The sequence below is a fragment of the Flagellimonas abyssi genome, from assembly GCF_019457905.1.
Taxonomy (GTDB): Bacteria; Bacteroidota; Bacteroidia; order Flavobacteriales; family Flavobacteriaceae; genus Flagellimonas; species Flagellimonas abyssi.
The window spans coordinates 120,011-144,313 of record NZ_JAHZSV010000012.1 but is presented as its reverse complement, the minus strand read 5'-3'; the positions used below and the strand labels follow the sequence as shown (position 1 = coordinate 144,313).

General features: G+C 44.0%; 23 protein-coding genes, 1 tRNA gene and 1 pseudogene. 9 read left to right on the top strand and 16 right to left on the bottom strand.

Annotated elements, in window-relative coordinates:
* The first annotated feature begins 17 nt into the window (after positions 1-17).
* Both istA and istB read left to right on the top strand, forming a co-directional pair.
* Positions 18-1,562: an IS21 family transposase gene (gene istA / locus K1F36_RS10175; protein WP_220113714.1), complete on the top strand. Its 1,545-nt coding sequence runs from the start codon at positions 18-20 to the stop codon at positions 1,560-1,562.
* A gap of 22 nt (positions 1,563-1,584) precedes the next feature.
* On the top strand, positions 1,585-2,322 hold the full coding sequence (gene istB, locus K1F36_RS10170) for an IS21-like element helper ATPase IstB (protein ID WP_220113713.1): 738 nt from the start codon (positions 1,585-1,587) through the stop codon (positions 2,320-2,322).
* 224 nt (positions 2,323-2,546) lie between these two features.
* Here the strand turns inward: istB and K1F36_RS10165 are convergent, their stop codons facing one another.
* Positions 2,547-3,341, bottom strand: a complete 795-nt coding sequence (locus tag K1F36_RS10165; protein WP_163636112.1) for a nucleotidyl transferase AbiEii/AbiGii toxin family protein — start codon at positions 3,339-3,341, stop codon at positions 2,547-2,549.
* Positions 3,341-3,661 (bottom strand): DUF6922 domain-containing protein, encoded by a 321-nt coding sequence (locus tag K1F36_RS10160; protein WP_163636113.1) that lies wholly within the window; start codon positions 3,659-3,661, stop codon positions 3,341-3,343. Before K1F36_RS10160 ends, K1F36_RS10165 begins: the two co-directional genes overlap by 1 nt.
* Positions 3,662-4,038: 377 nt before the next feature.
* Between K1F36_RS10160 and K1F36_RS10155 the strand changes: the two genes are divergently transcribed.
* From K1F36_RS10155 to K1F36_RS20125, 7 genes and pseudogenes are all read left to right on the top strand, one after another.
* Positions 4,039-4,386, top strand: coding sequence for a plasmid mobilization protein (locus K1F36_RS10155; protein WP_220113712.1), 348 nt, complete (start codon positions 4,039-4,041; stop codon positions 4,384-4,386).
* Positions 4,376-5,425 (top strand): relaxase/mobilization nuclease domain-containing protein, encoded by a 1,050-nt coding sequence (locus tag K1F36_RS10150; RefSeq protein ID WP_220113711.1) that lies wholly within the window; start codon positions 4,376-4,378, stop codon positions 5,423-5,425. The genes K1F36_RS10155 and K1F36_RS10150 overlap by 11 nt, the downstream gene beginning before the upstream one ends.
* A gap of 11 nt (positions 5,426-5,436) precedes the next feature.
* Positions 5,437-5,727: a hypothetical protein gene (locus tag K1F36_RS10145; protein WP_220113710.1), complete on the top strand. Its 291-nt coding sequence runs from the start codon at positions 5,437-5,439 to the stop codon at positions 5,725-5,727.
* A gap of 134 nt (positions 5,728-5,861) precedes the next feature.
* Positions 5,862-6,059 carry a hypothetical protein gene (locus K1F36_RS10140; RefSeq protein WP_163636130.1) on the top strand — a complete coding sequence of 66 codons (198 nt, stop codon included), beginning with the start codon at positions 5,862-5,864 and terminating at the stop codon, positions 6,057-6,059.
* Between the two features lie 60 nt (positions 6,060-6,119).
* A complete protein-coding gene (locus K1F36_RS10135; RefSeq protein WP_220113709.1) occupies positions 6,120-6,932 on the top strand; it encodes a Fic family protein in 813 nt (270 codons plus the stop codon).
* A 141-nt stretch (positions 6,933-7,073) separates the two neighbouring features.
* Positions 7,074-7,904 (top strand): Fic family protein, encoded by an 831-nt coding sequence (locus tag K1F36_RS10130; protein WP_258539023.1) that lies wholly within the window; start codon positions 7,074-7,076, stop codon positions 7,902-7,904.
* A gap of 112 nt (positions 7,905-8,016) precedes the next feature.
* A pseudogene (locus tag K1F36_RS20125) lies at positions 8,017-8,841 on the top strand (recombinase family protein); the annotation flags it as partial.
* Positions 8,842-8,898: 57 nt separating this feature from the next.
* Here K1F36_RS20125 and K1F36_RS20120 read toward each other — a convergent pair.
* From K1F36_RS20120 to K1F36_RS10060, 14 genes are all read right to left on the bottom strand, one after another.
* Positions 8,899-9,183: a hypothetical protein gene (locus K1F36_RS20120; RefSeq protein WP_258539018.1), complete on the bottom strand. Its 285-nt coding sequence runs from the start codon at positions 9,181-9,183 to the stop codon at positions 8,899-8,901.
* Positions 9,184-9,586: 403 nt separating this feature from the next.
* Positions 9,587-9,660: transfer RNA gene (locus K1F36_RS10120), tRNA-Arg, on the bottom strand.
* Between the two features lie 12 nt (positions 9,661-9,672).
* A complete protein-coding gene (locus tag K1F36_RS10115) occupies positions 9,673-10,125 on the bottom strand; it encodes a GatB/YqeY domain-containing protein (protein WP_220113707.1) in 453 nt (150 codons plus the stop codon).
* A gap of 100 nt (positions 10,126-10,225) precedes the next feature.
* A complete protein-coding gene (ftsZ, locus tag K1F36_RS10110; protein WP_220113706.1) occupies positions 10,226-12,232 on the bottom strand; it encodes a cell division protein FtsZ in 2,007 nt (668 codons plus the stop codon).
* 27 nt (positions 12,233-12,259) lie between these two features.
* Complete coding sequence (ftsA, locus tag K1F36_RS10105) at positions 12,260-13,600, bottom strand: cell division protein FtsA (RefSeq protein WP_220113705.1); 1,341 nt, start codon at positions 13,598-13,600, stop codon at positions 12,260-12,262.
* Positions 13,601-13,603: 3 nt separating this feature from the next.
* Positions 13,604-14,323 (bottom strand): cell division protein FtsQ/DivIB, encoded by a 720-nt coding sequence (locus K1F36_RS10100; RefSeq protein ID WP_220113704.1) that lies wholly within the window; start codon positions 14,321-14,323, stop codon positions 13,604-13,606.
* Entirely contained in the window at positions 14,313-15,662 is a 1,350-nt protein-coding gene (gene murC / locus K1F36_RS10095; protein WP_220113703.1) for a UDP-N-acetylmuramate--L-alanine ligase, read from the bottom strand. Before murC ends, K1F36_RS10100 begins: the two co-directional genes overlap by 11 nt.
* Positions 15,659-16,747, bottom strand: a complete 1,089-nt coding sequence (murG, locus tag K1F36_RS10090; protein WP_220113702.1) for an undecaprenyldiphospho-muramoylpentapeptide beta-N-acetylglucosaminyltransferase — start codon at positions 16,745-16,747, stop codon at positions 15,659-15,661. The genes murC and murG overlap by 4 nt, the downstream gene beginning before the upstream one ends.
* Positions 16,734-17,939, bottom strand: a complete 1,206-nt coding sequence (locus tag K1F36_RS10085; RefSeq protein ID WP_220113701.1) for an FtsW/RodA/SpoVE family cell cycle protein — start codon at positions 17,937-17,939, stop codon at positions 16,734-16,736. The genes murG and K1F36_RS10085 overlap by 14 nt, the downstream gene beginning before the upstream one ends.
* Before the next feature lie 3 nt (positions 17,940-17,942).
* On the bottom strand, positions 17,943-19,277 hold the full coding sequence (gene murD / locus K1F36_RS10080) for a UDP-N-acetylmuramoyl-L-alanine--D-glutamate ligase (RefSeq protein ID WP_220113700.1): 1,335 nt from the start codon (positions 19,275-19,277) through the stop codon (positions 17,943-17,945).
* A gap of 2 nt (positions 19,278-19,279) precedes the next feature.
* Positions 19,280-20,500: a phospho-N-acetylmuramoyl-pentapeptide-transferase gene (mraY, locus tag K1F36_RS10075; RefSeq protein ID WP_220113699.1), complete on the bottom strand. Its 1,221-nt coding sequence runs from the start codon at positions 20,498-20,500 to the stop codon at positions 19,280-19,282.
* Between the two features lie 8 nt (positions 20,501-20,508).
* A complete protein-coding gene (locus K1F36_RS10070) occupies positions 20,509-21,972 on the bottom strand; it encodes a UDP-N-acetylmuramoyl-L-alanyl-D-glutamate--2,6-diaminopimelate ligase (protein WP_220113698.1) in 1,464 nt (487 codons plus the stop codon).
* Positions 21,969-23,978, bottom strand: coding sequence for a penicillin-binding protein (locus tag K1F36_RS10065; protein WP_220113697.1), 2,010 nt, complete (start codon positions 23,976-23,978; stop codon positions 21,969-21,971). Before K1F36_RS10065 ends, K1F36_RS10070 begins: the two co-directional genes overlap by 4 nt.
* Entirely contained in the window at positions 23,978-24,295 is a 318-nt protein-coding gene (locus tag K1F36_RS10060; RefSeq protein ID WP_207033633.1) for an FtsL-like putative cell division protein, read from the bottom strand. Before K1F36_RS10060 ends, K1F36_RS10065 begins: the two co-directional genes overlap by 1 nt.
* Positions 24,296-24,303 lie beyond the last annotated feature (8 nt).

Here is a 24,303-nt window from a genome sequence, read left to right as displayed (position 1 = left end):
TTTTGTTAAAAAGCACCATGGCGAACAAGCAGATAGACATGCGAAAAACAAAACTGATTTACAAACTGTACACCTCCGGTACGAGCAAGCGTGGGATAAGCCAACAATTGGGCATATCCCGTGTCACGGTCAGGAAGTACATCGAATTCTTCAGGCGGTACCGTTTTACCGCCTACGAAGTGGAGAAGATGACCCTAGAGGAACTCCACAACCTTTTTAAGGACGGGCAAAAGCGCAAGAGCCAACGTTTGCTGACCTTAAGGCAGTACTTTCCCTATTTTGACAAAGAGCTTCGCAAGACCGGGGTGACCAGACAATTGTTATGGGAAGAATATTATGCCAAGCACCCCGATGGCTTCAAGCTCTCACAGTTCAAGTATTGGTACGCCGAATGGCGCAAGGAGACCTCTCCGGTAATGCACATGGAGCACAAGGCCGGCGACAAGCTCTTTATAGACTTCACGGGAAAGAAACTCCATATTGTTGACAGGGACACCGGTGAACTGAAGGAACTGGAGGTGTTCGTGTGTATACTCGGTAGCAGCCAATACACTTATGTAGAGGCCTGTGCAAGCCAAAAACTGGAGGACTTCATCCGCTGCACCGAGAACGCACTATGGTTCTACGGCGGCGTACCAAAGGCCTTGGTGCCGGACAACCTTAAGTCGGCGGTTACCAAGAGCAGCCGTTACGAGCCCAAGGTCAACGAGGTGTTCGCCGACTTTGCCGAACACTACGAAACGGCAGTACTGCCCACACGTACCTATAGGCCAAGGGACAAGGCCATAGTGGAGAACGCCGTGAAGATAATCTACACCAGGGTGTTCGCCCCTTTACGGAACCAGGTCTTCCATAGCATGACCGATATCAACATCGCGATAAGGGAACTGTTGGAAAAACACAACGCAATGTCGTTCAGGGGAAGGGAATATTCCAGGTGTTCGCTTTTTATGGAGATCGAGAAGGGCGAACTGATGCCGTTACCGGCGAAACGCTATGAGGTAAAACGCTATGCCCAGGCCACCGTGCACAAGAACAGCCATATCTATTTTGGGAAGGACAAGCATTATTACAGCGTGCCCTATAGACATATAGGCAAACAGGTCAAGCTGGTCTATACCGATAACATCGTCGAGATCTACCATAAGCACGAAAGGTTCGCCGTACATACAAGGGACAGGAAAAAATACGGCTATACCACCTTGGCCGACCATATGCCCTCGCACCACAGGTTCGTAAGCGAATGGAGCAGTGAGAGGTTCATCGATTGGGCAGGCAATATCGGCGGACACTGTAAAGGGTACATCATTGCCATCCTGGAGAAGAAGCAACACCCCGAACAATCCTATAAATCCTGTCTGGGCGTACTCCACCTTGCCAAAAAGTACGGAAGGGAACGTCTTGAGAATGCGTGCAAACGTGCCTCGGAATATGGTGCGTACAATTACAATATGGTCGAGCGCATCCTGAAAAAGGGATGGGACCAGATCGATGAACGTATGGACGGGGATATGGAAATGCCCGAGCACAACAACATAAGGGGAGGAAAATACTACGAATAGAACAATATTAAAAACAGGACATATGAACGAAAAAACAATGCAATTGATGAAAGAAATGAGGCTCTATGGAATGCACAGGGCCTTCACCACAACAATGGAGACCGGCGGTCCGTCGACCGGTTACACCAACGATGAACTGATCGCCTATCTCGTCCAGAACGAATGGGACGACCGCCATAACCGTAGGATAGAGCGATTGACCAAGTCCGCAAGGTTCAGGTATACGGCCGTCATGGAGGCCATCGACTACCGACCGTCGCGCCAACTGGACAAGAACCTGGTCCGGCGGCTAGGTTCCTGCGGGTTCATCCAAAAAAGGGAGAACATACTTATTACCGGCAGTACCGGCGTGGGCAAAAGTTACCTGGCCTCGGCCATCGGCCACCAGGCCTGTTCCATGGGGTCAAAAACGATGTACTTCAATACCGCAAAGCTCTTTACCCTGCTCAAGACATCAAAGGCCGACGGTTCCTATCCAAAACAAATAAACAAACTTGAAAAACAGGACTTGCTCATCTTGGATGACTTCGGCCTTAAGCCATTGGACAACATCAATAGGCATGCACTTATGGAGATCATCGAGGACAGGCACGGCAAGAAATCCACTATAATAGCATCACAATTGCCCGTATCAAAGTGGCACGACATTATCGGGGAGAGAACACTGGCCGATGCCATCCTCGACCGTTTGGTGCACACGGCACACAGAATAGATATAAAAGGCGAATCAATGAGAAGAAAATTGAAAAATAAAAACTAAGTTTAACCCAAGGATAGATCAAATCTGGGCAGTCCATTTGCCATGGTCAGTTTCATCCGGCGAAGGTGGGTCAGTTTACCCGGCTTATCCACCTGGATGCCATACTCCTTTTGTTTTTTTCTCCCTTTCCACTTTTCATTCCTACAAAGGTTAGAATAGATCAAGGAAAAACGTATCGGCGTAAACTTTCAAAAATGGGAACTGTCAACTATAAGATGGATTTTTTAAAGACCGATCCCTTTGTTTTTCCACCTCCTTTTTCTGGAAGGAGGAGTAAAACGCAAGCCTTTCGACTTTGCATATGCCTCGACGATCCCTGCCCATCTTAGGCCAAGTTCGGGCCAAGAACCCGGGATAATGGAATTTTCCGTTAAGATAAGACGGTTGCTTTCACTTTTTCGGTCCGTTGCCCTGTTGAAATTGCCCAGGGCGGACAGGTCACCGGCCAAACCGCTGGGAAGTCCCTCAACGTTGAAGATGGTGCCAAACTCTTTACCGATGAACATACTTTCCCTTTTCATAAGCTCGGTATGCAGTCTTTCAAGGGAATACAGTCCACAGAGCAACAAAAGGTCCCCAAAATCCTTTTGGGTCCCGCGATTTACGGCCGACACCAATTTCAATGCCCCGATGTCGAGTTCATTGATCAATCTAATGTTGTCAAATGTTTCTATGGGATGGAGCAATGGAATATTTTGGATGATGTCTATTTTGATCGGGACCCCGTTCCTTTGTACGTTCACCCTGAGAAAGGCCATTTGATTGTCCCCGAAGTTTTCCTCCAAGAGGCCTAAAAGCCCGTCTTTGAAGGTCGATCTGAAATAGGCACTTATTGCCCTCAATCTTTCGACCCCGACCACACCTTGGGAAAAGAGGTCGATGTCCGTGGAGACCCTATGATTGTGCCGGATAGCGAGGTTGGTGCCACCTCCAAGGTTAAAGTCCCTTAAATAATCTGCTTGCATCAATTGGACGATGACGCTTTTCAGCTCGTCCGAAACGGCTTGGTCGACGGCCATTATCCAAAGGAAGGATTGTAGTTCTTCATATGGTCCGGTCTGATGCCATAACGTTCGGCCACGGCCCTGATACTGCTGTTCCCCCGAATCTGTTCGCTCCTTTTCGCGCACCGGACAATGTCACTTATCGGATACAGTCTTTCGAGAAGCTCAAAATATTGTGGGTCCCCCATATTGCGGGACAGTACCCTTTCGATGATAAAGATCTTGTCCTTTTCCACATCAAGCACGCTGGGGTCGACATCCCAAAATACAGGTCCGGGAAAGTAACCCTTTAGGTTCTTTCCTTTGGACGGTGCTATGTTGTGCGACTTTTTCATGGCTCTTTCTATATCAAATATACGAAATATCCCGGTGTCCGGCCCATGGCCCCGTGTTCAATATGACTTGGGACGAAAATCGGACCATTGATCTAATATGGAAAATTCCGTCCAAAGGAACGTATTGACCGGTTTCCCTCTTTCCATGGAAATCCTTGGTTCAAGTTCAGTACATTTTTTTATTTCTCTTCTGAAAAGACCCTTCAACGATTTGCCGTACAAAAGTCCATGTACGGCAAAACCCCTGCAAACAATCCATAGATTATAGGTTTGCCATATAGTTGATCGGAGGTCACGAAGCAAGTTGTGTTTTTGTAAACAAAAACTGCGCACTTCGTTTACAAATGACCTTTAGAACAATACCAAAACCATAGAAAATGGCAAGACCTAAAAAGGACATATCAAAACAAAGGACGATTGTCATCGCCTTTAGGGTTTCACAAAGAGAATACGTGATCATTACCAATAATGCAGAGACCATAGGGCTGTCCGTTGCCGAGTATATCCGAAGAAAATGTACAGGAAAATCCCTGCCAAAGAAAAAGGTAGATCCGTTGGACCGGAAACTGTTTGTCGAGCTGAGCCGGGTGGGAAACAACCTGAACCAACTTGCCAGGGTCTCGAACTCAGGTATCCGTGACCCGTTCAATATCATTAAACAATTGGAGGAGGTAAAAATGCTGTTGCAACAGCTCAAATCAAATATCACCAACCATGATAGGTAAGATAACCATAGGAAAGGATTTTTACGGAGTTCTGGCCTACAATGAAAAGAAGGTGGAAGAAGGGGTCGGATATGTGATCGATTCCAATATCGGACAATCCACAGCGGTAAACATGGCACAGGAATTCAATCTGATCAGGCAATTGCGTCCGGGACTTGGCAATGCGGTCCTCCATGTTTCCTTGAACCTGCCGTACTCTGACCAATTGGACGATAAAGAATTTGCTTCATTGGGATGCGACTATCTGATGAAAATGGGTTTCGATAACAACCAGTTCATCATGTACCGCCATACGGATACTCAACACGAACATATCCATATAGTGGCCAACAGGGTCAGGTATTCGGGCAGATTGGTAAGTGACAGCAACATCAAAAGAAGAAGCCGGGAAGTGCTCAATAATCTGGAAAAGAAATATGGCCTGACCCAAATTTCGACAAATGTTAGTTCAATAAAATCACTTGACCAAAGAGAAATCGAGAAAACCCTGAGAACGGGTAATCTGCCCATCAAACTGATACTCCAAAAGAGAATCGGTTCGGCAATTTCAAGGGCAGCGGATCCAACGGAATTCATCAAGTTGCTACAAGAGCAGAATATCTCGCCAAGATTCAACATAAGCAAGACCACGGGCAGGGTCTCGGGCATATCGTTCAACTATCAGGGCATAGTGTACAAAGGCAGTACGCTCGGCAAAAAATATTCATGGAACAGTATCGTAAAACAAATCGATTATGGGCAAGACAGAGACCGTTCAGTTATACTATCAACTAATGGAAAAGAACGGGGAGCTGATAGAGTTGGCGAAGGAAACCTTGGAACGGCAATCAAACCTGAGCCAAGAAGTGAGGGAGCTTCAAAAGGCTCTGAAGATCCTGCTCAACAATCAAAAGGTCATGTGGGAGAAATTAAGGGAAATGGAATGACCGGGCCTTTGGCCAATGAAACGGATTGGACCCCTTTTAAACTGGAACTCAATGGCCATGGTGCGAGGAAAAAGTCCAAAAGAAAGAAGAAAAGGAAAGGGCTGGGCCTATAAAACTTGAACTTATGGAAAACAACAACAAGCAAAAACTTTCAGGATTGTCCCCTTCCGAGATCCAGGTATTGGAAATGGTACGCAGCAAAAGGTTCCTATCCATCAAACTGATCATCAAAAATGGGGAGGTCGATGCCATTGAAGGTCTGGAACGATTGGACACAGGGGAGCGTATCATTGATATGTTGAAACAACATGATTTTCAAAACCTGGAGATCAAACAAAGCAATGGTAAGATTGTCTGTGTGAACAGGATATTCAGGAAAAAAGTCCTCTCTCCAGTAAAAACTAAAAGAAGTTAACCAACCATTGATATTCAAGGGATAAAATTGTCATCCGATACTGGATTTAAATAGTTAAAAAAGGTAAATTAAAGCCTGCTTTACAAATACGGTAGTGACCTTCAAGATTCAGGAGCTATTGCTATTTAATGGAAATGTCAAACCCGATAATCGAGCTAAAGCGGAAAAACAGAACATTCAACAGTACATGGCTCAAGACATTTAATGGTTTTGAGGATTGTTCGGAGGAAGAAGCGGAAAAGATTGTGGAGCAACTCAAACAACTGGCCGATATAGTCTGCGGCCATGTCCAAAGAACAGAGCATGAACGTACCGATCAAAAAGGCTTTTGACTTTTTTGCAAAGAACAGGGATAAAGTTTTAAATTAGATTGCCATAAAAAAGATGGAGCCATGAGAAATGACCTTAAAGAGCTGATCGATATAAAGGAGAGGTACCTGGAACTGTCCAAGGGCGTTCTGGACTACGACAAGTTCAACCAATATGCCATTACCCATCACAGCACCGTGATCGAAGGGTCGACCCTCTCATTGGAGGAAACGTTCATTTTGCTGGACAAAGGCCTGACGCCCAACAACCGTCCATTGGAACACTCCCTAATGGCCACGGACCATCTCAAGGCCCTCAAGCTGATCATCGAGTGGGCCAAATCCAAAAAAATCCTTGAAAGCAAGGATATCCGGGAGCTATCGGCAATTATAATGAAAGGAACCGGCTCCAAGATATCGACCATGGCCGGGGATTTTGATTCGTCCAAAGGGGATTTCAGAAAGGCGACTGTCAGAAATGAGGATAGGATCTTTATGGATCACAAAGTTCCCGGAGAGGTCGATCGCCTAATGCGGGAACTGTCATTGACCATCAATGGGAAAAAGGACTTTGTCGGCAGCAACCTACTTGCATTTGACATCCATTTCCAGATGGTCTCGATACATCCCTTTGCCGATGGCAATGGAAGGCTCTCCAGATTATTGATGAACTATGTGCAACTTTTTCATGACCACCCTATGACGGTAGTTTTTCCGGAAGACAGGAGACAGTATTTTGATGCCCTGGAAAACACAAGGAGAAGCGAGGACATTTCAATATTCAGGAATTTTATGTTAAATCAAGCAAAAAAATATTTTGAACGGGAAATAGGGATTTTGAGCAAGGAGCAAAAACGTTCCAAATCAAAAGACCGTGGAATATCATTTATCTTTTGAATATAAATGACCAATGATCGGACGGGTACTGGAAACAATTATTGGATATTTGAAGGACAGTTCAAGAGCAGTCCACGACCCAAGGGCAATTCTTGTCATTTCATTGACGATTGCCTTAATATCATAAAGTTTGAATAAGTGATGGAAGGAAAGGATCCGTTTGTAACGATCAGAAAAGAATACGATTCATTGAGGGAGGAATACGATGAAACCATCGTATCGGCCTTTGATGCAGATGATTTCAAAAGATACAATGAAATCCTGTTCTCGGCCCATAGTTGTGGCATTGAGGGCAATAGCTTCAGTGTCGACGATACCAGGGAGCTTAAGGAAAAGGGATATGCCGTTAACCTTGTCAACAAGACTTTACTGGAGGCCTTCGAAATAATGGATCATTTCGATGCGTACGGTCATATGCTGGAAAACCATGGTTCCGAATTGAACGAATCCTTTGTCAAAACTATCCATAGAATAGCCACCAAAAATACTTTGCCATATAAAGGGCATAGGCCCGGGGAATATGCCAAGACCCAAATGGCCGCCGGCGATACCGTATTTCGTGATACAAAAAGGGCCGTAGCGAACATGCCAAAGCTTTTGGCCAGTTTTGACGATGCGATCAGAGACAAAAAAGTGCCCCCTTTGGAGTTGAGCGCCATATTCCATAAAATGTTCATTTACAGCCATCCCTTTCCCGATGGCAATGGAAGGGTGGGCCGGTTGATATCCAATTTTATTCTGGAGAAATTCAAACATCCCCATGTGATCATTTTGAAGGAGGAAAGGCAAAACTATATCGATGCCCTCAAAGCTTCGGAGAAGCACAACAATATGTTGCCGATAATCAACTTCTTTTATGATACCTCCATCAAAAGGATGCAAAAGGAAATAGCTCAAAAAAAAAACCTTTCGAAGAATTTCAACCTGGGTATCAAAAACGGAAGAAAGAGTAACAAGGGCATTTCATACTGAAGTGTGGAAAATGAACAGATTTGGCTTGATGGATTGTCCATGACAAGGGGCAATACCGAGGAAATCTTTGAACAACCTAAAAAACTGATAACATAGTCCAAAAAGAGAACATATGAACTTAGAGGTATTCGGTCAATTTGCGAAAAGGGAAAAGGGAAGGATCATAGGAAAGAACAACACGGCGGTCATCTACACCCGTGTTTCCAGTAAGGAGCAATTTGACAACAATGCCAGTCTCAGCACCCAACTTAAATATTGCCAGGAATATGCAATCAGAAAAGAATTGGAGGTATTGGAATATTTCGGGGGAACCTATGAATCCGCAAAGAGCGATGAGCGCAGGGAGTTCCAAAGGATGCTCAGCTATGTCAAAAGGAGAAAGAACATCGGCTATATCATCGTCTATTCCTATGACAGGTTTTCACGGACGGGTGCGAACGGTGCCTATATCAGCGAACAGTTAAAAAAGCAGGGGGTGGCCGTTATTTCGGCCACCCAGGAAATCGATGTGACCACAAGTGCGGGTACGTTCCAGGAAAACCTGTACCATATGTTCTCCCACTTCGACAACCAGATCCGTAGGGACAAATCCATTACGGGAATGCGGGAGAAGCTGCGAAGGGGACATTGGACAGGAGCCTACCCATTTGGATACACCAATACGAATCCCGGTAAAGGGAAGATCCCGAATTTTGTGATTTCAGGGGAAGGAAGATTGCTCAAACAGGCTTTTTTATGGAAAGCAAATTCTAATATGTCCCATGTCGAGATTGCTAAGCGGCTGAAAGAAAAGGGCCTGAATATACATGCAAAAAGATTGACGGACCTTTTTAGAAACCCGTTCTATTGTGGACTTATCGTGAACAGTCTTATTCCCGGTGAAGTGATCCAAGGGAAACACGAGGCCCTCATATCGAAAGAAATGTTTCTCAAGATCCACAATCTCCTCCATGCAGGTGAGCCACCGAAGAAATATTCGTTCGATGACGAAAACCTACCATTGAAGATGTTTGTCAGATCTTCGGTCTGCGGAACGCCCTACACCGGATATATAGTCAAGAAAAAGGGCCTGTACTATTACAAGAACAGGCGTAAGGGCAGCAAGGAGAACAGAAGTGCCAATAAGCTCCATAAAGAGTTCCTGAACGTATTGGGCAGGTTTACACTGGCCGACAAAAAGTATATCGGACCTTTGACCGATATCATACACGATACCTTGATCGATAAAAACCAAGAGGCACTTGAGGATCAAAAGCGGTTGACCAAAGAACTCGGCCAACTTAAAGAAAGGATGGACACATTGGAGAGAAGATATGTCTTGCTGAACGAGATTACAAAGTCCCAGTACGACCTTTTCATGCCGGAACTGAAAGCCGAGCAAAGGGAACTGGAGATGAAATTGGAAAATGGGGGAATAAATAGTTCGAACCTCAAAAAGTCCGTAAAATTGGCACTTGATTATGCCTGTAACCTTCCTGAATTGTGGAAGTTAGGCGATTTGGAAACCAAAAGGGCCATACAATATATGGTGTTCCCAGACGGGATTGGTTATGACTTCAAAAATAAGCAAGTTCGAACTTTTCGGGTCAATGAGATTTTTGGCGCAATCTCTTTGTTTACAGGGGATTTGAAGGGTAAAGAAAAAGGGGATTTCCACTCGATTTGCAGAAAATCCCCTTTAGTGACCCAGGGAGGATTCGAACCCCCAACCCTCAGAGCCGAAATCTGATATTCTATCCAGTTGAACTACTGGGCCATTCTTAACTAATTATGAACTCAATTTTGCCTTGACAATGGCAGAAATGGTCTTCCCATCCGCCTGTCCGGCCAATTCTTTGGAAACAATTCCCATTACCTTGCCCATATCTTGCATACCGGAAGCACCAACAGCATCAATGGTCTGCACCACTACTTTTTCTATTTCCTCTTCGGTAAGTTGTTCGGGCAAAAACTTTTTTATAACGGCAACTTGAGCCAATTCTGGTTCGGCTAGATCTTCTCGACCCTGCTCTTGGTATATCGCTGCACTATCCTTGCGCTGTTTCACCAACTTTTGAACCAATTTAATTTCATCGTCTTCAGATAATTCGGCCCCTGCACCTTTATCGGTCTTAGCCAACAAGATAGCTGATTTAACTGCTCGCAAAGATTCCAAGGCAACGGTATCCTTTGCCTTCATTGCGGCCTTCATTTCTGTCATCACCTTGTCTTGCAAATTCATCTGTTCTGATTTTAGTTCGCGAAGATAAAAAATAAACCCGAAAGTTTCTGTACTTCCGGGTTTATGCTTTCCATTAAAATGGATGTTAATTTAAACACTACTAATCAACATTATCGTGTAAAAAGGAGTTGTTGGAACGCAACTGTAAATCATCGTTGCTGTCCTCTCCCAAAGAGGTTCTGGAAACTTTTTGTTCGCGCGGAACGTCGTTTAAGTCAACCCCCTGTCTTTTGTATGCAGGTTGTTTTTCAATCTCATCAATACTGTTCCTATTGTTTTGGAACTTGTAATTGAAGTTTTTTAGTTTTCTCCTGCGCTCATCCGCACGATCTTTTAAAATATCACTTATAGAACTGTTCATAGGGTCTAAGCTGGCCATAGTTTCCTCGTTTTGAGCTTTGGCTTCCTTCCTTTCTTCTACCTGTACCGTCTTCTTCTCAAAAACAAGCTCATTTTCGACCATCTTTGGTTCGTGGGTCTCTGCTTTGGACTTGGCTCCTGTCAACTTTTCCTCCAATTCCATATATTCTTGGAGATCATATCGGGTTTCACCTTCTTTTTTGTATTCCAGAACAGGTTTTACCTCTACATAATCGTTCACCTCCACATCACCTAAACCATCATCATCCAAGTTGAAAGTCACGGTATGTTCCTTTTCCTCTTCTTCTTCAGCTTCATCATTGTTCAAAGGCATATCAAAACTCAAGGTGAATTGGTCTTCGTTGCTTTTGGATGATACTACCTCTGCATCGATAACATCAAAGTTGTTGATGACATTTTTGGCCTCGATGATTACAAAATCATCATCCACTTTATCGGCAATAACCTCCTCATAGAACACATTAAAGTTTCTGATGTAGTTGGTTGTCGGAATAAGGTTCGGGTCCTTCACTTCAACTTTTGGAGCGACGGTTTGCTTTACTTCCGGTTCTTCATCAATCTCCAATGTATGCTTTACCACCTTGGGTTCTGGTTCAGGGGTGGGCTCTGGTTCTGGTGCTTTTTCAACCTTTACTTCTTGAACCGACGTAGATTCAGGGGTCAAATCCTGCTCTGCGGTCTGTTCATCCTCCAAAGTATAGAATACTTTTTTGGATTCGGTATTTACGATATTATCTTGCTGATCTACATTAAAACCGGTTGCAATTACCGTAACGGCAATGGCCTCACCAAGGCTTTCATCTTCACCGACACCCATAATGATGTTGGCTCCATGACCGGCCTCAATTTGGATGTGATCGTTGATTTCCCCGATTTCATCAATAGTGATTTCCTGCGAACCGGATACGATGAGCAACAATACATTTTTGGCCCCATTGATTTTGTTGTCGTTCAACAATGGTGAATCCAGTGCCTTCATAATGGCTTCGGTAGCCCTTGACGACCCTGAAGCGGCCGAAGACCCCATAATGGCGGTTCCACTGTTGGAAAGTACCGTCTTGGCATCCCTAAGGTCAATGTTTTGTGTGTAGTGGTGCGTAATCACCTCTGCGATACCCCTTGCCGCAGTGGCCAATACTTCATCCGCTTTAGAGAAACCGGCCTTAAACCCAAGATTACCGTAAACTTCTCTAAGTTTATTGTTGTTGATCACGATCAAGGAATCCACGTTCGCACGCAATTTCTCGATTCCGATCTGTGCTTGTTTGTTACGCATGGCACCTTCGAACTGGAACGGCATGGTAACGATACCCACCGTAAGAACATCCATTTCCTTGGCGATTTTTGCTATAACCGGGGCTGCACCCGTACCCGTTCCACCGCCCATTCCGGCAGTGATAAAGGCCATTTTTGTGTTGTTGTCCAACATGGCTTTTAAATCTTCCATGCTTTCCAAAGCGGCCTGCTCACCAACATCGGGATTGGCTCCTGCACCAAGTCCTTCTGTAAGGGAGACCCCTAACTGGATTTTATTGGGCACGGCACTATTTTGCAAGGCTTGTGCATCGGTGTTACAGATTACAAAATCCACTCCGTTGATACCGGCTTGGAACATGTGATTGATAGCATTGCTACCACCTCCGCCTACTCCGATAACTTTAATTACGTTGCTTTTGTTCTTGGGCAAATCAAAAGCGATATTGTCAAATTCAGTGTTCTTGCTCATGACAGTTGTATTTCTCTTATGGGGTTATTATTCTGCGTTGTCCAAAAAGTCCTTCAACTTTTCCGACCATTTGTCAAAAATGGATTTTCTATCCGTATGGGTGGCTGTAGCCGAAGCTGTAGCCTTGGGGCCCATATCGTTTTCTTGTCCTACCAAAACCTCTTCTTCGGGCATCTCTTCTTCATGGTGCTCGATACGATTTTTCTTCTTGGCCTCTAGGGAATTCATTAACAATCCCACAGCGGTTGCGTAAAGTGGGCTCGCAACTTCCTCGTCCGAGTCGCCGGCAAGATGCTCATTGGGATAACCGATTCTTGTGTCCATACCGGTAATGTATTCCACCAATTGCTTCAAATGCTTCAATTGACTACCTCCTCCGGTAAGCACAATTCCAGCAATCAATTTTTTCTTCTGTTCCTCGTGGCCGTAGTTCTTGATTTCCACATACACCTGCTCCACAATCTCCACCACACGGGCGTGGATAATCTTGGAGAGGTTTTTTAGCGTGATTTCTTTTGGCTCACGCCCTCTTAGACCGGGAATGGAAACAATCTCGTTGTCCTTGTTTTCTCCTGGCCAAGCGGAACCAAATTTTATTTTCAATAGTTCGGCCTGCTTCTCGATGATGGAGCAACCTTCCTTGATATCCTCGGTAATAACGTTACCGCCGAACGGAATCACGGAGGTATGACGGATGATACCATCCTTGAAAATGGCAAGATCTGTGGTTCCACCACCTATATCTATCAAAGCGACTCCTGCTTCTTTTTCTTCTTGACTCAGAACTGCATCAGCGGATGCCAAAGGCTCCAAAGTGATGTTGCCCAAGTCCAATCCTGCACTTTTGATACATCTTCCTATATTTTTGATGGAGGACACTTGCCCGACCACCACATGAAAGTTGGCTTCCAATCGACCACCGTACATACCCACGGGCTCCTTTATCTCGGATTGTCCGTCCACTTTATATTCTTGCGGCAACACATGGATGATTTCCTCACCGGGAAGCATCACCAATTTGTAAACTTGGTTGCACAATTTGTCCAAATCTTCGTTGTCTATAACTTCCTCCGAATTCGGTCTTGTGATATAATCGCTGTGGTGCAAGCTACGTATATGCTGACCTGCAATTCCTACCACCACAGAACCAATTTTAAGCCCCGAGTTCAATTCAGCCTGCTCTACCGCTTGTTGAATAGACGAGATGGTCTGTGTGATATTGTTGACCACTCCGCGGTGAACACCCAAACTTTTTGATCGTCCGGTGCCCAAAATTTCAATTTTTCCATACTCATTTTCCCTACCAATGATCGCTACGATCTTGGTGGTTCCAATATCCAATCCAACTGAATAATTACCTTGTTCCATAATTTAAATTTTGGTGCAAACCACTTGATTGTTGAATTCCAAACTAACCGTTGCATAATCCTCCAAGGAATTGTCCTTGGCCGCCTTTGCATAAAAGGCCATAAAATTGCTGAACTTCTTGTTCAGATTATCTACTCCGCCCAAGTTCACCACAAAGTTTTCCATGCGGAACTTGAGCTGATATTTTTCTTCTTCCAGTATGTGTATCCCGATTACGTTCTTTCTCAAGAAATCATCTTTGTTGATATAATCCAGAATAACATAGGCATCCTCCAAGGTCTTCCCTGTTATCTTACCTGTAATAATGGGAACCCTTGCAGAATGATGCTTTGATAATGGCATGCGTTCACCCTGATCATCCAAATAAAATTTGGAGGCACCTTCTATTCTTCCAATTGGCTTTCGCTGAACAATCTTGGATACAAGTTCCCCGTTTACAGTAAGATAGACCTGGGCGTTTTTTACCATATCGTTGGATAGTATTACCTCCTCTATGGCATTCAAAACTAACTGTTCTTTGGGCCTGTTCTCTAGGGGTCCGTAATTTTGTATTAACAATTTATTAACCGCATCCTCAGTTAAATACAAACTGTTTTCACCAACAAATTTTACGGTGACATTTTTCACCATTCTCTGCTCATTTCGTTGATCGGCAAAACCGTAAAGCGCGACTACGGCAACCAACAAAACTGTCAATTTTATGTAATCCCAATTAATGCGCATAGCTTAATTCTTTTTTGATTTTTGGTACCTCAAGTCCAATATCACCTGCCCCAAGAGCCACTAAAACCCCTGTTTTGCAGTTCTTTACTTCTCCCAGCAACTCTGATTTTGTTATCAGCTTTTTATTGGGGTTTTCAATCTTATCCAAAAGCCACTGGGAGGTCACCCCTTTGATAGGCTCTTCCCTTGCCGGATATATATCCAACAGAATGATCTCATCAAAATCCGAAAGACTTGCTGCAAAATCATCCGCAAAATCCTGTGTACGCGAAAAAAGATGTGGCTGGAAAATAACGGTTATCTTCTCCCCTGCATGCATCTCCCGAATCGCTTGGTGCACCGCACTTATTTCGGTTGGATGGTGCGCATAATCATCTATAAAAACAAAATTCTTTTCCTTTATTTGATACGAGAACCTACGCTGCACCCCTTTAAAAGTGGCCAAAGCTTCGGCAAGGCGGTGTGGTGGGGAACCAGTTTCCACCGCCATCGCAAAAGCAGCTAATCCATTGAGCAAATTGTGTCTTCCGGGCTTGTTGAACTTTACGTTCTTGATCACTTCGGAAGGCGTAACGAGATCAAATATGTAGGCTCCATGTTCAATTTCAATATTTTCTATGCAGTAATCGGCACCATCCTCTATACCAAAAGTTGTCCCTTCCAAAGGAAGCCCCTTGCGAACGAACAATTTTCCTTCAGGTTTGATCCTATCCACAAACTCCCTAAAAGAAAGTTCAAGTTCATCTTTGGTTCCATAAATATCCAAGTGATCGGCATCCATGGATGTGATGCAAGCAACCGTCGGTGTCAACCGTAAAAAAGATCGGTCAAACTCATCAGCTTCAACAACCGAATATTTAGTGCCATCGAGCACAAAATTACTATCAAAATCTTCGGAAATACCGCCCAAAAAGGCCATCATCGGCAACTCACATTCCTTGAGCAGATGCGCTAAAATACTTGAGGTAGTGGTCTTGCCATGGGTACCCGCTACGGCCAAGCAAAATGAATCCTTGGTAATAATCCCCAACACCTCGGACCGTTTTTTTAGATTGAATCCGCCTGATTGGTAAAACTGGAACTCCGTATGTTTTGAAGGAACCGCAGGCGTATACACTACCAAGGTGTTCGGATGTTTGAAGGTATCCGAAATCAAATCGACTTTGTCCTCAAAATGTACCGAAATACCTTTTTCCACCAACCCATCGGTGATGGGCGTTGGAGTACGGTCGTAACCAGCCACTTCTTTCCCCACAAATTTGAAATAGCGTGCCAAGGCGGACATTCCAATGCCGCCGATGCCGATAAAATAAACGCTATGTATATCCTTCAAATTCACTTCAACAACTTTACTATTTCGTCCACAATATGTTCCGTGGCCTTGGGCATGGCCATTTTTTTGATGTTCCTTCCCAATTTTTCCTGAATCGCTTCGGACTTCATCAAAGCAGAAAAACGATTTTCAAATTCAGCATCCAACTCATTTTCTTTTAGCATAATGGCCGCATCTTTGGCCACCAAGGCTTTTGCATTTTGGGTTTGATGGTCCTCTGCGACGTTCGGCGATGGGATAAAGATCACTGGCTTCCCCACCAAACAAAGTTCGGATACCGACCCTGCGCCCGCTCTTGAAATAATCACATCTGCAGAGGCGTAGGCCAAATCCATTCGGTTGATAAAGGCCAAAACCTTTACCGTATCCGATTCATGTTTTTTATATTCTTCATGGTACAGCTTACCACATTGCCAGAGTACCTGTAATCCTTGCTTCCCAAAAAATTCAAGCTCCTTTTCAATCAATTGGTTGATTCTTCGTGCTCCAAGGCTTCCTCCCAATATCAAAACTGTCTTTTTATCGACATCAAGTCCAAAAAATGCAGCCGCCTCTTTCTTACTTTCCTTTATTTCGACCAAATCCGTTCGGATAGGATTTCCTGTTTTAACAATCTTCTCCTTGGGAAAAAAGCGCTCCATTCCATCGTAGGCAACACAGATTTTCTCTGCTTTTCCAGCCAATAGTTTGTTCGTGATTCCCGCGAAGGAATTCTGTTCTTGTAGCACACATGGAACACCCGAGCTTTCGGCCATCCGTAACAATGGCCCGCTCGCAAACCCTCCAGTGCCTATGGCCACATGGGGTTTGAATTGCTTCACTATTTTGCGTGCTTCTAACAAACTACTTATCAGTTTTAATGGGAACATGAGATTTTTCAATGTCAGTTTCCGTTGTATTCCACTTATCCACAAACCCTTTATTTCATATCCGGCCTGCGGTACTTTTTCCATTTCCATTTTATCCTTGGCGCCTACGAACAAAAATTCCGCATCAGGGTATCTTCGTTTCAGCTCGTTCGCTATGGCCACGGCGGGATAAATATGTCCTCCTGTTCCTCCTCCAGAAAGTATAAACCTATATCTGTCCACTCAATACTTCTAAAGGATTCGTTTCATCTATTCCATGGGATTGCTCCTCTAAATTTTCTTTTCTATTGCTTGCACTCAACACGATTCCAATGGCCATACAGGTCATCCAAATGGAGGTACCCCCCATACTGATCAATGGTAACGGTTGCCCCGTAACGGGGAACAATTGCACCACAACGGCCATATTGATAAAGGCCTGGAACACAATGGGCAACCCAACTCCTATAACCAGTAATTTTGAAAACACCGTTTTGGACGAATGCGCCACAACCACAATACGGAACAACAACAAGAGGTAGAAAAAGAGCAAAGCTCCTCCTCCCAGCAATCCATATTCTTCTATAATGATGGCAAAAATGAAATCCGACGTACTCTGGGACAACATATTCTTCATTACGCTTTTTCCAGCTCCTTTGCCCACTACACCACCTTCGGCCACGGCAATCTGGGCCAACGTTAACTGATGCAGATCATCCCTATCCGCCTGCTCTGGATGGATAAAGGTCTCTATCCTTGATTTCCATGTTCCGGCACGCTGCGGCAACACTTCTGGTGCTTTGAACAGTACAAACAGGAACATTCCCGCAAATACGATTCCTGTCGCCACTATGGCGAACAAATATTTTAAGGGATATCCTCCCAGAAAACACAATACCAAAACCATAAAGCAAATGATTGCTGCGGTCGAGAAGTTCTCTGGTAAAATCAGCAGAACTACCAGGGCTACGGGCAACCAAAGCGGAAATATACTTTCTTTAAAAGTGATCTTTACATCCTTGATCTTGGTCAAGTACCTCGCAATCCAAATCATTAAAACCACCGCTGCCAAGGTAGAGGTCTGAAAGTTGACCCCCACCAAAGGAATCTTGATCCAACGATTTGCAGTCACTCCTCCTATCCTTGTTTCCACCGTTAGAGTGTAAATCAACAATAGAATAACAATGGGCATTGCAATTATGGAAAGCCCCTTGAAATAATGCGTTGGAATTCGGTGCACGGCATAGATGATGCCGAAACCCAAGAACAACAGCACGGCGTGCTTTACCAAATGCCCGAAAGTGGTCCCATCACCATTAACGTAGACCAAATTGGTACTGGCACTGTACACTGGCAAAAATGAGAAAAGTGCCAAGAGGGCCACTACGCCCCAAATAGCTTTATCACCTTTCAGATTTTTGAATATTGCAAACACGTTTTACAAATTTTTTACTGCGTTTTTAAATTGATCTCCTCTATCCTCGTAATTTTTGAATAGGTCGAAACTGGCACACGCCGGAGAAAGTAAAACTGCATCTCCGCGTTCCGCAACCTTATAGGCTACCTTTACGGCTTCTTCCATGGAATAGGTCTCTACCATGAGGTCGATTACGTTTCCGAAGGCATCGATCAGCTTGGAACTGTCGGTTCCCAAACAAATGATGCACTTTACCTTTTCCCGCACCAATGACATCAACTCGGAATAATCGTTTCCTTTATCCACCCCGCCAGCAATCCAGATAATTGGCTTTTTAATACCGTCCAGGGCATAAAAAGTGGCGTTTACGTTGGTTGCTTTGGAATCGTTGATATATTCCACATGATTGATCTTCAACACTTTTTCCAATCTGTGGGGTACGCCCTGAAACGATTGAATACTGTTGCGAATCGTCTCCTTTCTGACCTTAACCAGCATGGCCGCCATACTTGCCGCCATTGTGTTCTTTACGTTGTGCTGACCTTCCAAGGCCAAAATATCTTCACTCATTTCCAAGGTTTTATGTTCTAATTTCATTTTTATCGTTTTGTCTTCCAACCAAGCTCCCTCTCCCAATTTTCGTTTGACTGAAAAGGGCACTAATTTGGATTGAACCGGGTGTTTTCCCAACCAATCTTGAATCACTTCATCATCGGCATCGTAAATCAGGTAATCATCCTTATCCTGATTCATCGCTATTCTGAATTTGGATGCGATATAGTTTTCAAACTTGTACTCATATCTATCCAAGTGATCGGGTGTGATATTGGTGAGAATAGCGATATGTGGTTTAAAGTCCACAATACCATCCAACTGAAAGCTACTTATCTCCAACACATAGTGGTCAAAATCTTTCTCGGACACCATTTTAGCATAGCTATCGCCAATATTTCCGGCCATTCCCACATGCAAACCTCCATCTTTCAACAAATGATTGGTCAACATAGTGGTAGTTGTTTTACCGTTGCTACCCGTAATCCCAATGATAGTCGCATCTGTGTATTTTGATGCAAACTCTATTTCCGAAATTACCGGCACACCTTTTTCAAGCAGTGCCTTCACCAAGGCAACTCCATCAGGAATACCTGGACTCTTCATCACCACATCGGCATTCAGAATCTTGGCTTCGGTATGCTCTCCGGACTCCCATTCAATCTCAAAATGTTCAAGAACTTGTTTATATTTTTCTTGGATCTCGCCTTTGTCCGAAACAAACACTTCAAATCCTTTTTGTTTTCCCAAAATGGCGGTTCCAACCCCACTTTCTCCACCTCCAAGTATCACCAAGCGACCCATTGCTATCTAATTTTTAGCGTAACGATGCTGATGATGGCCAGCATAATCCCAATAATCCAAAAACGGGTCACTATTTTGCTCTCGTGATATAATTTTTTCTGATAATGATGATGCAATGGCGCCATCAAGAAAATTCGTCTTCCTTCTCCATACTTCTTTTTAGTACGCTTGAAATAGCCCACCTGTAGCATCACCGATAACGATTCCGCAAAGAAGATTCCGCACAAAATGGGTATCAATAGTTCCTTTCTCACAATTATGGCGATTACGGCAATCACTCCTCCAATGGTCAAACTACCCGTATCGCCCATAAATACTTGGGCGGGATAGGTGTTGTACCATAAAAATCCGACCAAAGCTCCCGCAAAAGCAGCAATAAACACCACTAACTCACCCACTCTGGGCAGGTAGAAAATATCCAGATAATCAGAAAATTGAATATTCCCCGACACCCATGCGAATATCCCAAGTGTCATTACTATTATGGCGGAGGAACCTGCTGCCAGACCGTCAATACCATCCGTTAAGTTGGCCCCATTGGAAACAGCGGTAACAATTAAAATCACTACTGGAATAAAAATGAGCCAGGCATAATCCTCAGCCTCTTCACCCATCCAGGATATAAAGTCGGCATAATCCAATTCGTTGTTCTTAAAAAAAGGCACATTGGTACGCACGGACTTAGTTTCTTCCCCGAATACCTTTTCCACCTTAAAAGTTTCGGTTATGGTGGTGGTATCCTTTTCTTTTATGGTAACAGCAGGATGAAAATAAAGGGTCAGTCCAACGATCAATCCCAATCCAACTTGCCCCATCACCTTAAATTTCCCCTTAAGGCCTTGCTTATCTTTTTTGAAGGTTTTGATATAATCATCGATAAATCCAATAATTCCCATCCAAACGGTGGTCACTATCAGAAGGATAACATAGATGTTCTTGATATCCGCAAATAGAATAACGGGCAACAAAGTGGACACAATAATGATGAGCCCTCCCATAGTGGGTGTCCCCGCTTTTTGCTTTTGTCCTTCCAGACCAAGGTCACGGATGCTTTCTCCAATCTGCTTTTTTTGCAAATACAGAATAATTCGTTTTCCGTAGACCATGGCGATCAATAGGGACAACAATACGGATAGTGCCGCACGGAACGTAAGGAACTGAAAAAGTCCCGCACCTGGCAGTTGGTATTGTTTCTCTAAAAATTCGAACAAGTAGTATAGCATGGACTACATTATTTTTTTAAGCTCTTCAGAGCTTCTTTCACTTCTTTAAAATCATCAAAATCGACCCGGACACCATTGGTTTCCTGATAGGTCTCGTGGCCTTTTCCGGCCACTAGGATAATATCGTTGACCATCGCAAGCTTGCATGCGGTTTTAATGGCCTGCTTCCTGTTTTCTATGGACAACACTTTTCGGACATTTTGTGCCTCGACGCCCGACTCCATCTCTTCAATGATTGTCGTGGGAGATTCGGTTCTTGGGTTATCCGAAGTAAAAATGGCCTGATCGCTCATTTCGGATGCGATATGACCCATAACCGGACGCTTAGACTTGTCACGGTCACCACCACACCCCACTACGGTGATGACGTTTTCATTTCCAGTCCTCAACGCATTGATAGTAACCAATACATTTTTAAGTGCATCCGGCGTATGGGCATAATCGACAATAGCCGTTATCTTGTCTTTTGATATGTAATATTGAAACCTGCCGTCCACATTTTCCAACTCGCTCATCAACCTCAAAATCTCCATTTTCTCGAGTCCAAGGATATCAGCGGTGGCATAAATGGCCAATAAATTATAGGCATTGAAATCTCCGATGAGCCTAGACCACAATTCGTTGTCATCCACTTTTAAAAGCTGACCATTGAACTGTTTTTCCAAAATCTGGGCCCTGTAATCGGCAAAGGTTTTTAACGCATAGGTGTATTTTTTGGCCTTGGTGTTTTGCAACATCACCAGTCCGTTCTTGTCATCTATATTGACCAAGGCAAAAGCCGTTTTGGGCAATCCATCGAACAATTTTTTCTTGGTGTCCCGGTACTCGGCAAAGGTTTTATGATAATCCAAATGATCATGGGACAAATTGGTAAAGATGGCTCCTTCAAAATGGAGTCCTTCTGCTCTTTTTTGATGGATTCCATGCGAGCTTACCTCCATAAAACAAAACTCCACCCCCACCTCGTTCATCAGGGACAAGTAATTGTTGATGGTCATTACATCCGGGGTGGTGTGCGTGGTTTTGAACTCCTTGTCATTCACCAATATTTTAATCGTGGAAATCAATCCAACTTTGAATCCAGCTTTTTTGAAAAGATTGTATAAAAGTGTGGTCACCGTTGTCTTTCCATTGGTTCCCGTTACACCCACCAATTTTAGGTTCTTGGACGGGTTATCATAGAAATTGGAAGCAATTACGGCCAGAGCACTATTGCAATTGTCCACTTGCAAATAGGTGACACCGTTCACCATTAGTGCAGGAAGCTCTTCGCATACAATGGCCCTCGCCCCCAAATCCACTGCTTTTTGAATGAATTTATGGCCATCCGTGACAGTACCGCGAACAGCAACGAACACATCGTCCATTTCCACCTTTCTGGAATCGAAATGCACATTGTTCACCATTACGTTGGTATCTCCGCTCACTGCGGAGAGGCTAACACCATATAATATGTCCTTCAATAACTTCATGAAAGCTCCAATACTATTTTCTTGACTTGTTTGATATTGGTCCCATGGTTCACGGACTGATTTTTGACTTTTCCATTCCCATGTACTTCGACCTCAATACCCAGATTCTCCAAAAGCGAAACGGCGTCCATACCGCTCATCCCTTTAACATTGGGAACCGTACTGTATTTTTTCTGGACTTGCACATAATATTGCTGATAGTCCTTGTCCAATTCGACATCTTCTTTGATCCTGTTATCCACCTCATCCACCATGGGAGAAATGGCATGGATTTTTTGGGCCATGGATTTAAATACCGGACCGGAAACATCCGCTCCGTAGTAACCTTCCTCTTTATCTGGTTCATGGATGACCACGATACACGAATATTTTGGGTTATCTGCCGGAAAGTATCCTGCAAAAGAGGAGATGTACGCCAGTTTATCCGGGTTCTTTTCCACATAATTTTTTTGTGTGGTCCCTGTTTTTCCCGCCATGGAAAAGTTTTTGGAATACATCCTGTGGCCGGTTCCATAATCCTTCTCCACTACATCCTTTAATAATTGTTGGACTTTTTTGACCGTTTCATAGGAACAGATGGATGAATTCAACACTTCTTTATCAAATCGCTTCACCACTTTATTGCCTTCTCTCACCTCTTGAATCATTCGGGGCTTTACATATTCCCCATCGTTCGCAATGGCATTATAAAAGGCCAAGGTTTGAATAGGGGTCAACGACACTTCATAACCATGCGACATCCAACCCAAAGAAATTCCCGACCATCCTTTATCTCCCGGATAGCGGATTACGGGATCACCTTCCCCAATAATCGGCAAGTCCAGTTTTTTATGGAGTCCCATGTTCATGAGACGGTTTACAAATTTTTCAGGCTGCTCCTTATAATTTTCATTGATGATTTTTGCAAAAGCTACGTTGGATGAAACCGCAAATGCTTTGGCCAATGTAATTTTACCATGCCCTCCCCATTTGGTATCTTTTACAACACCATCATAAATTCGGTACCTTCCTTTTTCGGTATCGATGACCGTGCTGGTGTCCACCACTTTATCTTCCAAAGCGGCCACCATGGACATCAATTTAAAAGTGGAACCTGGTTCATGGGATTCCCCCACGGCATAGTTCAGTTTTTCATAATACTTTCCTTCGGAAGTTATTCCCAAGTTGGAAATGGCCTTGATTTCTCCAGTTTGCGTTTCCATTACCACCACACAACCATGGTCGGCCTTATATTTTTCCAATTGCTTCAACAACTCATGATGGGCGATATCCTGAATATTGACATCAATGGTGGACACCACATCCAACCCATCTTTTGGCTCTACAATATTGTCCAGCCCCACGGGCTTCCATTGTCCTTTGGCAATTTTTTGTTTTAAGCGCTTCCCTTCCTTACCTCGCAGATAAGTTTCGCCGAATGCACCATCCAGACCCACTCTGGTATAATACCCGTTTTCGTCAACACGTTCGTAACCAATGCTCCTTGCTGCCATTTTACCCAAAGGGTACTCGCGAACAACACGATGCGTTTCAATAAATCCACCCTTATATGGCCCAAGGTTGAACAGCGGAAATTGTTTGATGCGCACATAATCCAAATAACCCACATTACGGGCCACCAACTTATAGCGATTGCCATTGGCCCTAGCTTTTCGGAACAATTGTCTATAATAGGATGATGGTCTTTCGAACATTGTGCCCAAGGAATCGGACAATGCGGCAACATTGTTTTCAAAATTCTCTTGCGAAACGGTCTTTGCATCAAAACGGATATCATATTTTGAAACCGAGGCAGCCAACAAACTACCATCTTCAGAATAAAGGTTTCCACGGTTGGGCTCTATCGTGAACATCTTTTCGGTCTTGCTCAGGGCCAACTCCTTATATTTCTCGCCCTGTACCATTTGGATATCCACCAACTTCACCACTACGGCTATGGCCAAAACAAGAAGTCCCCCGGCTACGAGGTAGAGTCTGTTCATGATATTTTTTTCGGTAATGGCCACTATTCCGCTGATTTAACTTTAATTTTTCTTGGAGGGTTTTGAGAGGGAACCAACCCTTTTTCGGCAACCACTTCGCGCAAGGTGGATTCCAATTTAAGCTGTTGAACACTGGAACGAGCCTCAAAAAACTCGCTTTTGAGCTTACGCACCTCCTCGTTCAGCTCGGCAATCTCCAACACTTTTTTATCCGCATTGTGACTACTGGAAATCATCAGTGCTGCCAAAAAGGAGGCAAACAACAAAAACATCCAATTCTTGGGCGCATCTCCGCTCACCAAAAACTTTCCTTTTAATATGTCCAGTAATCCTTTTCTCATTTTACATT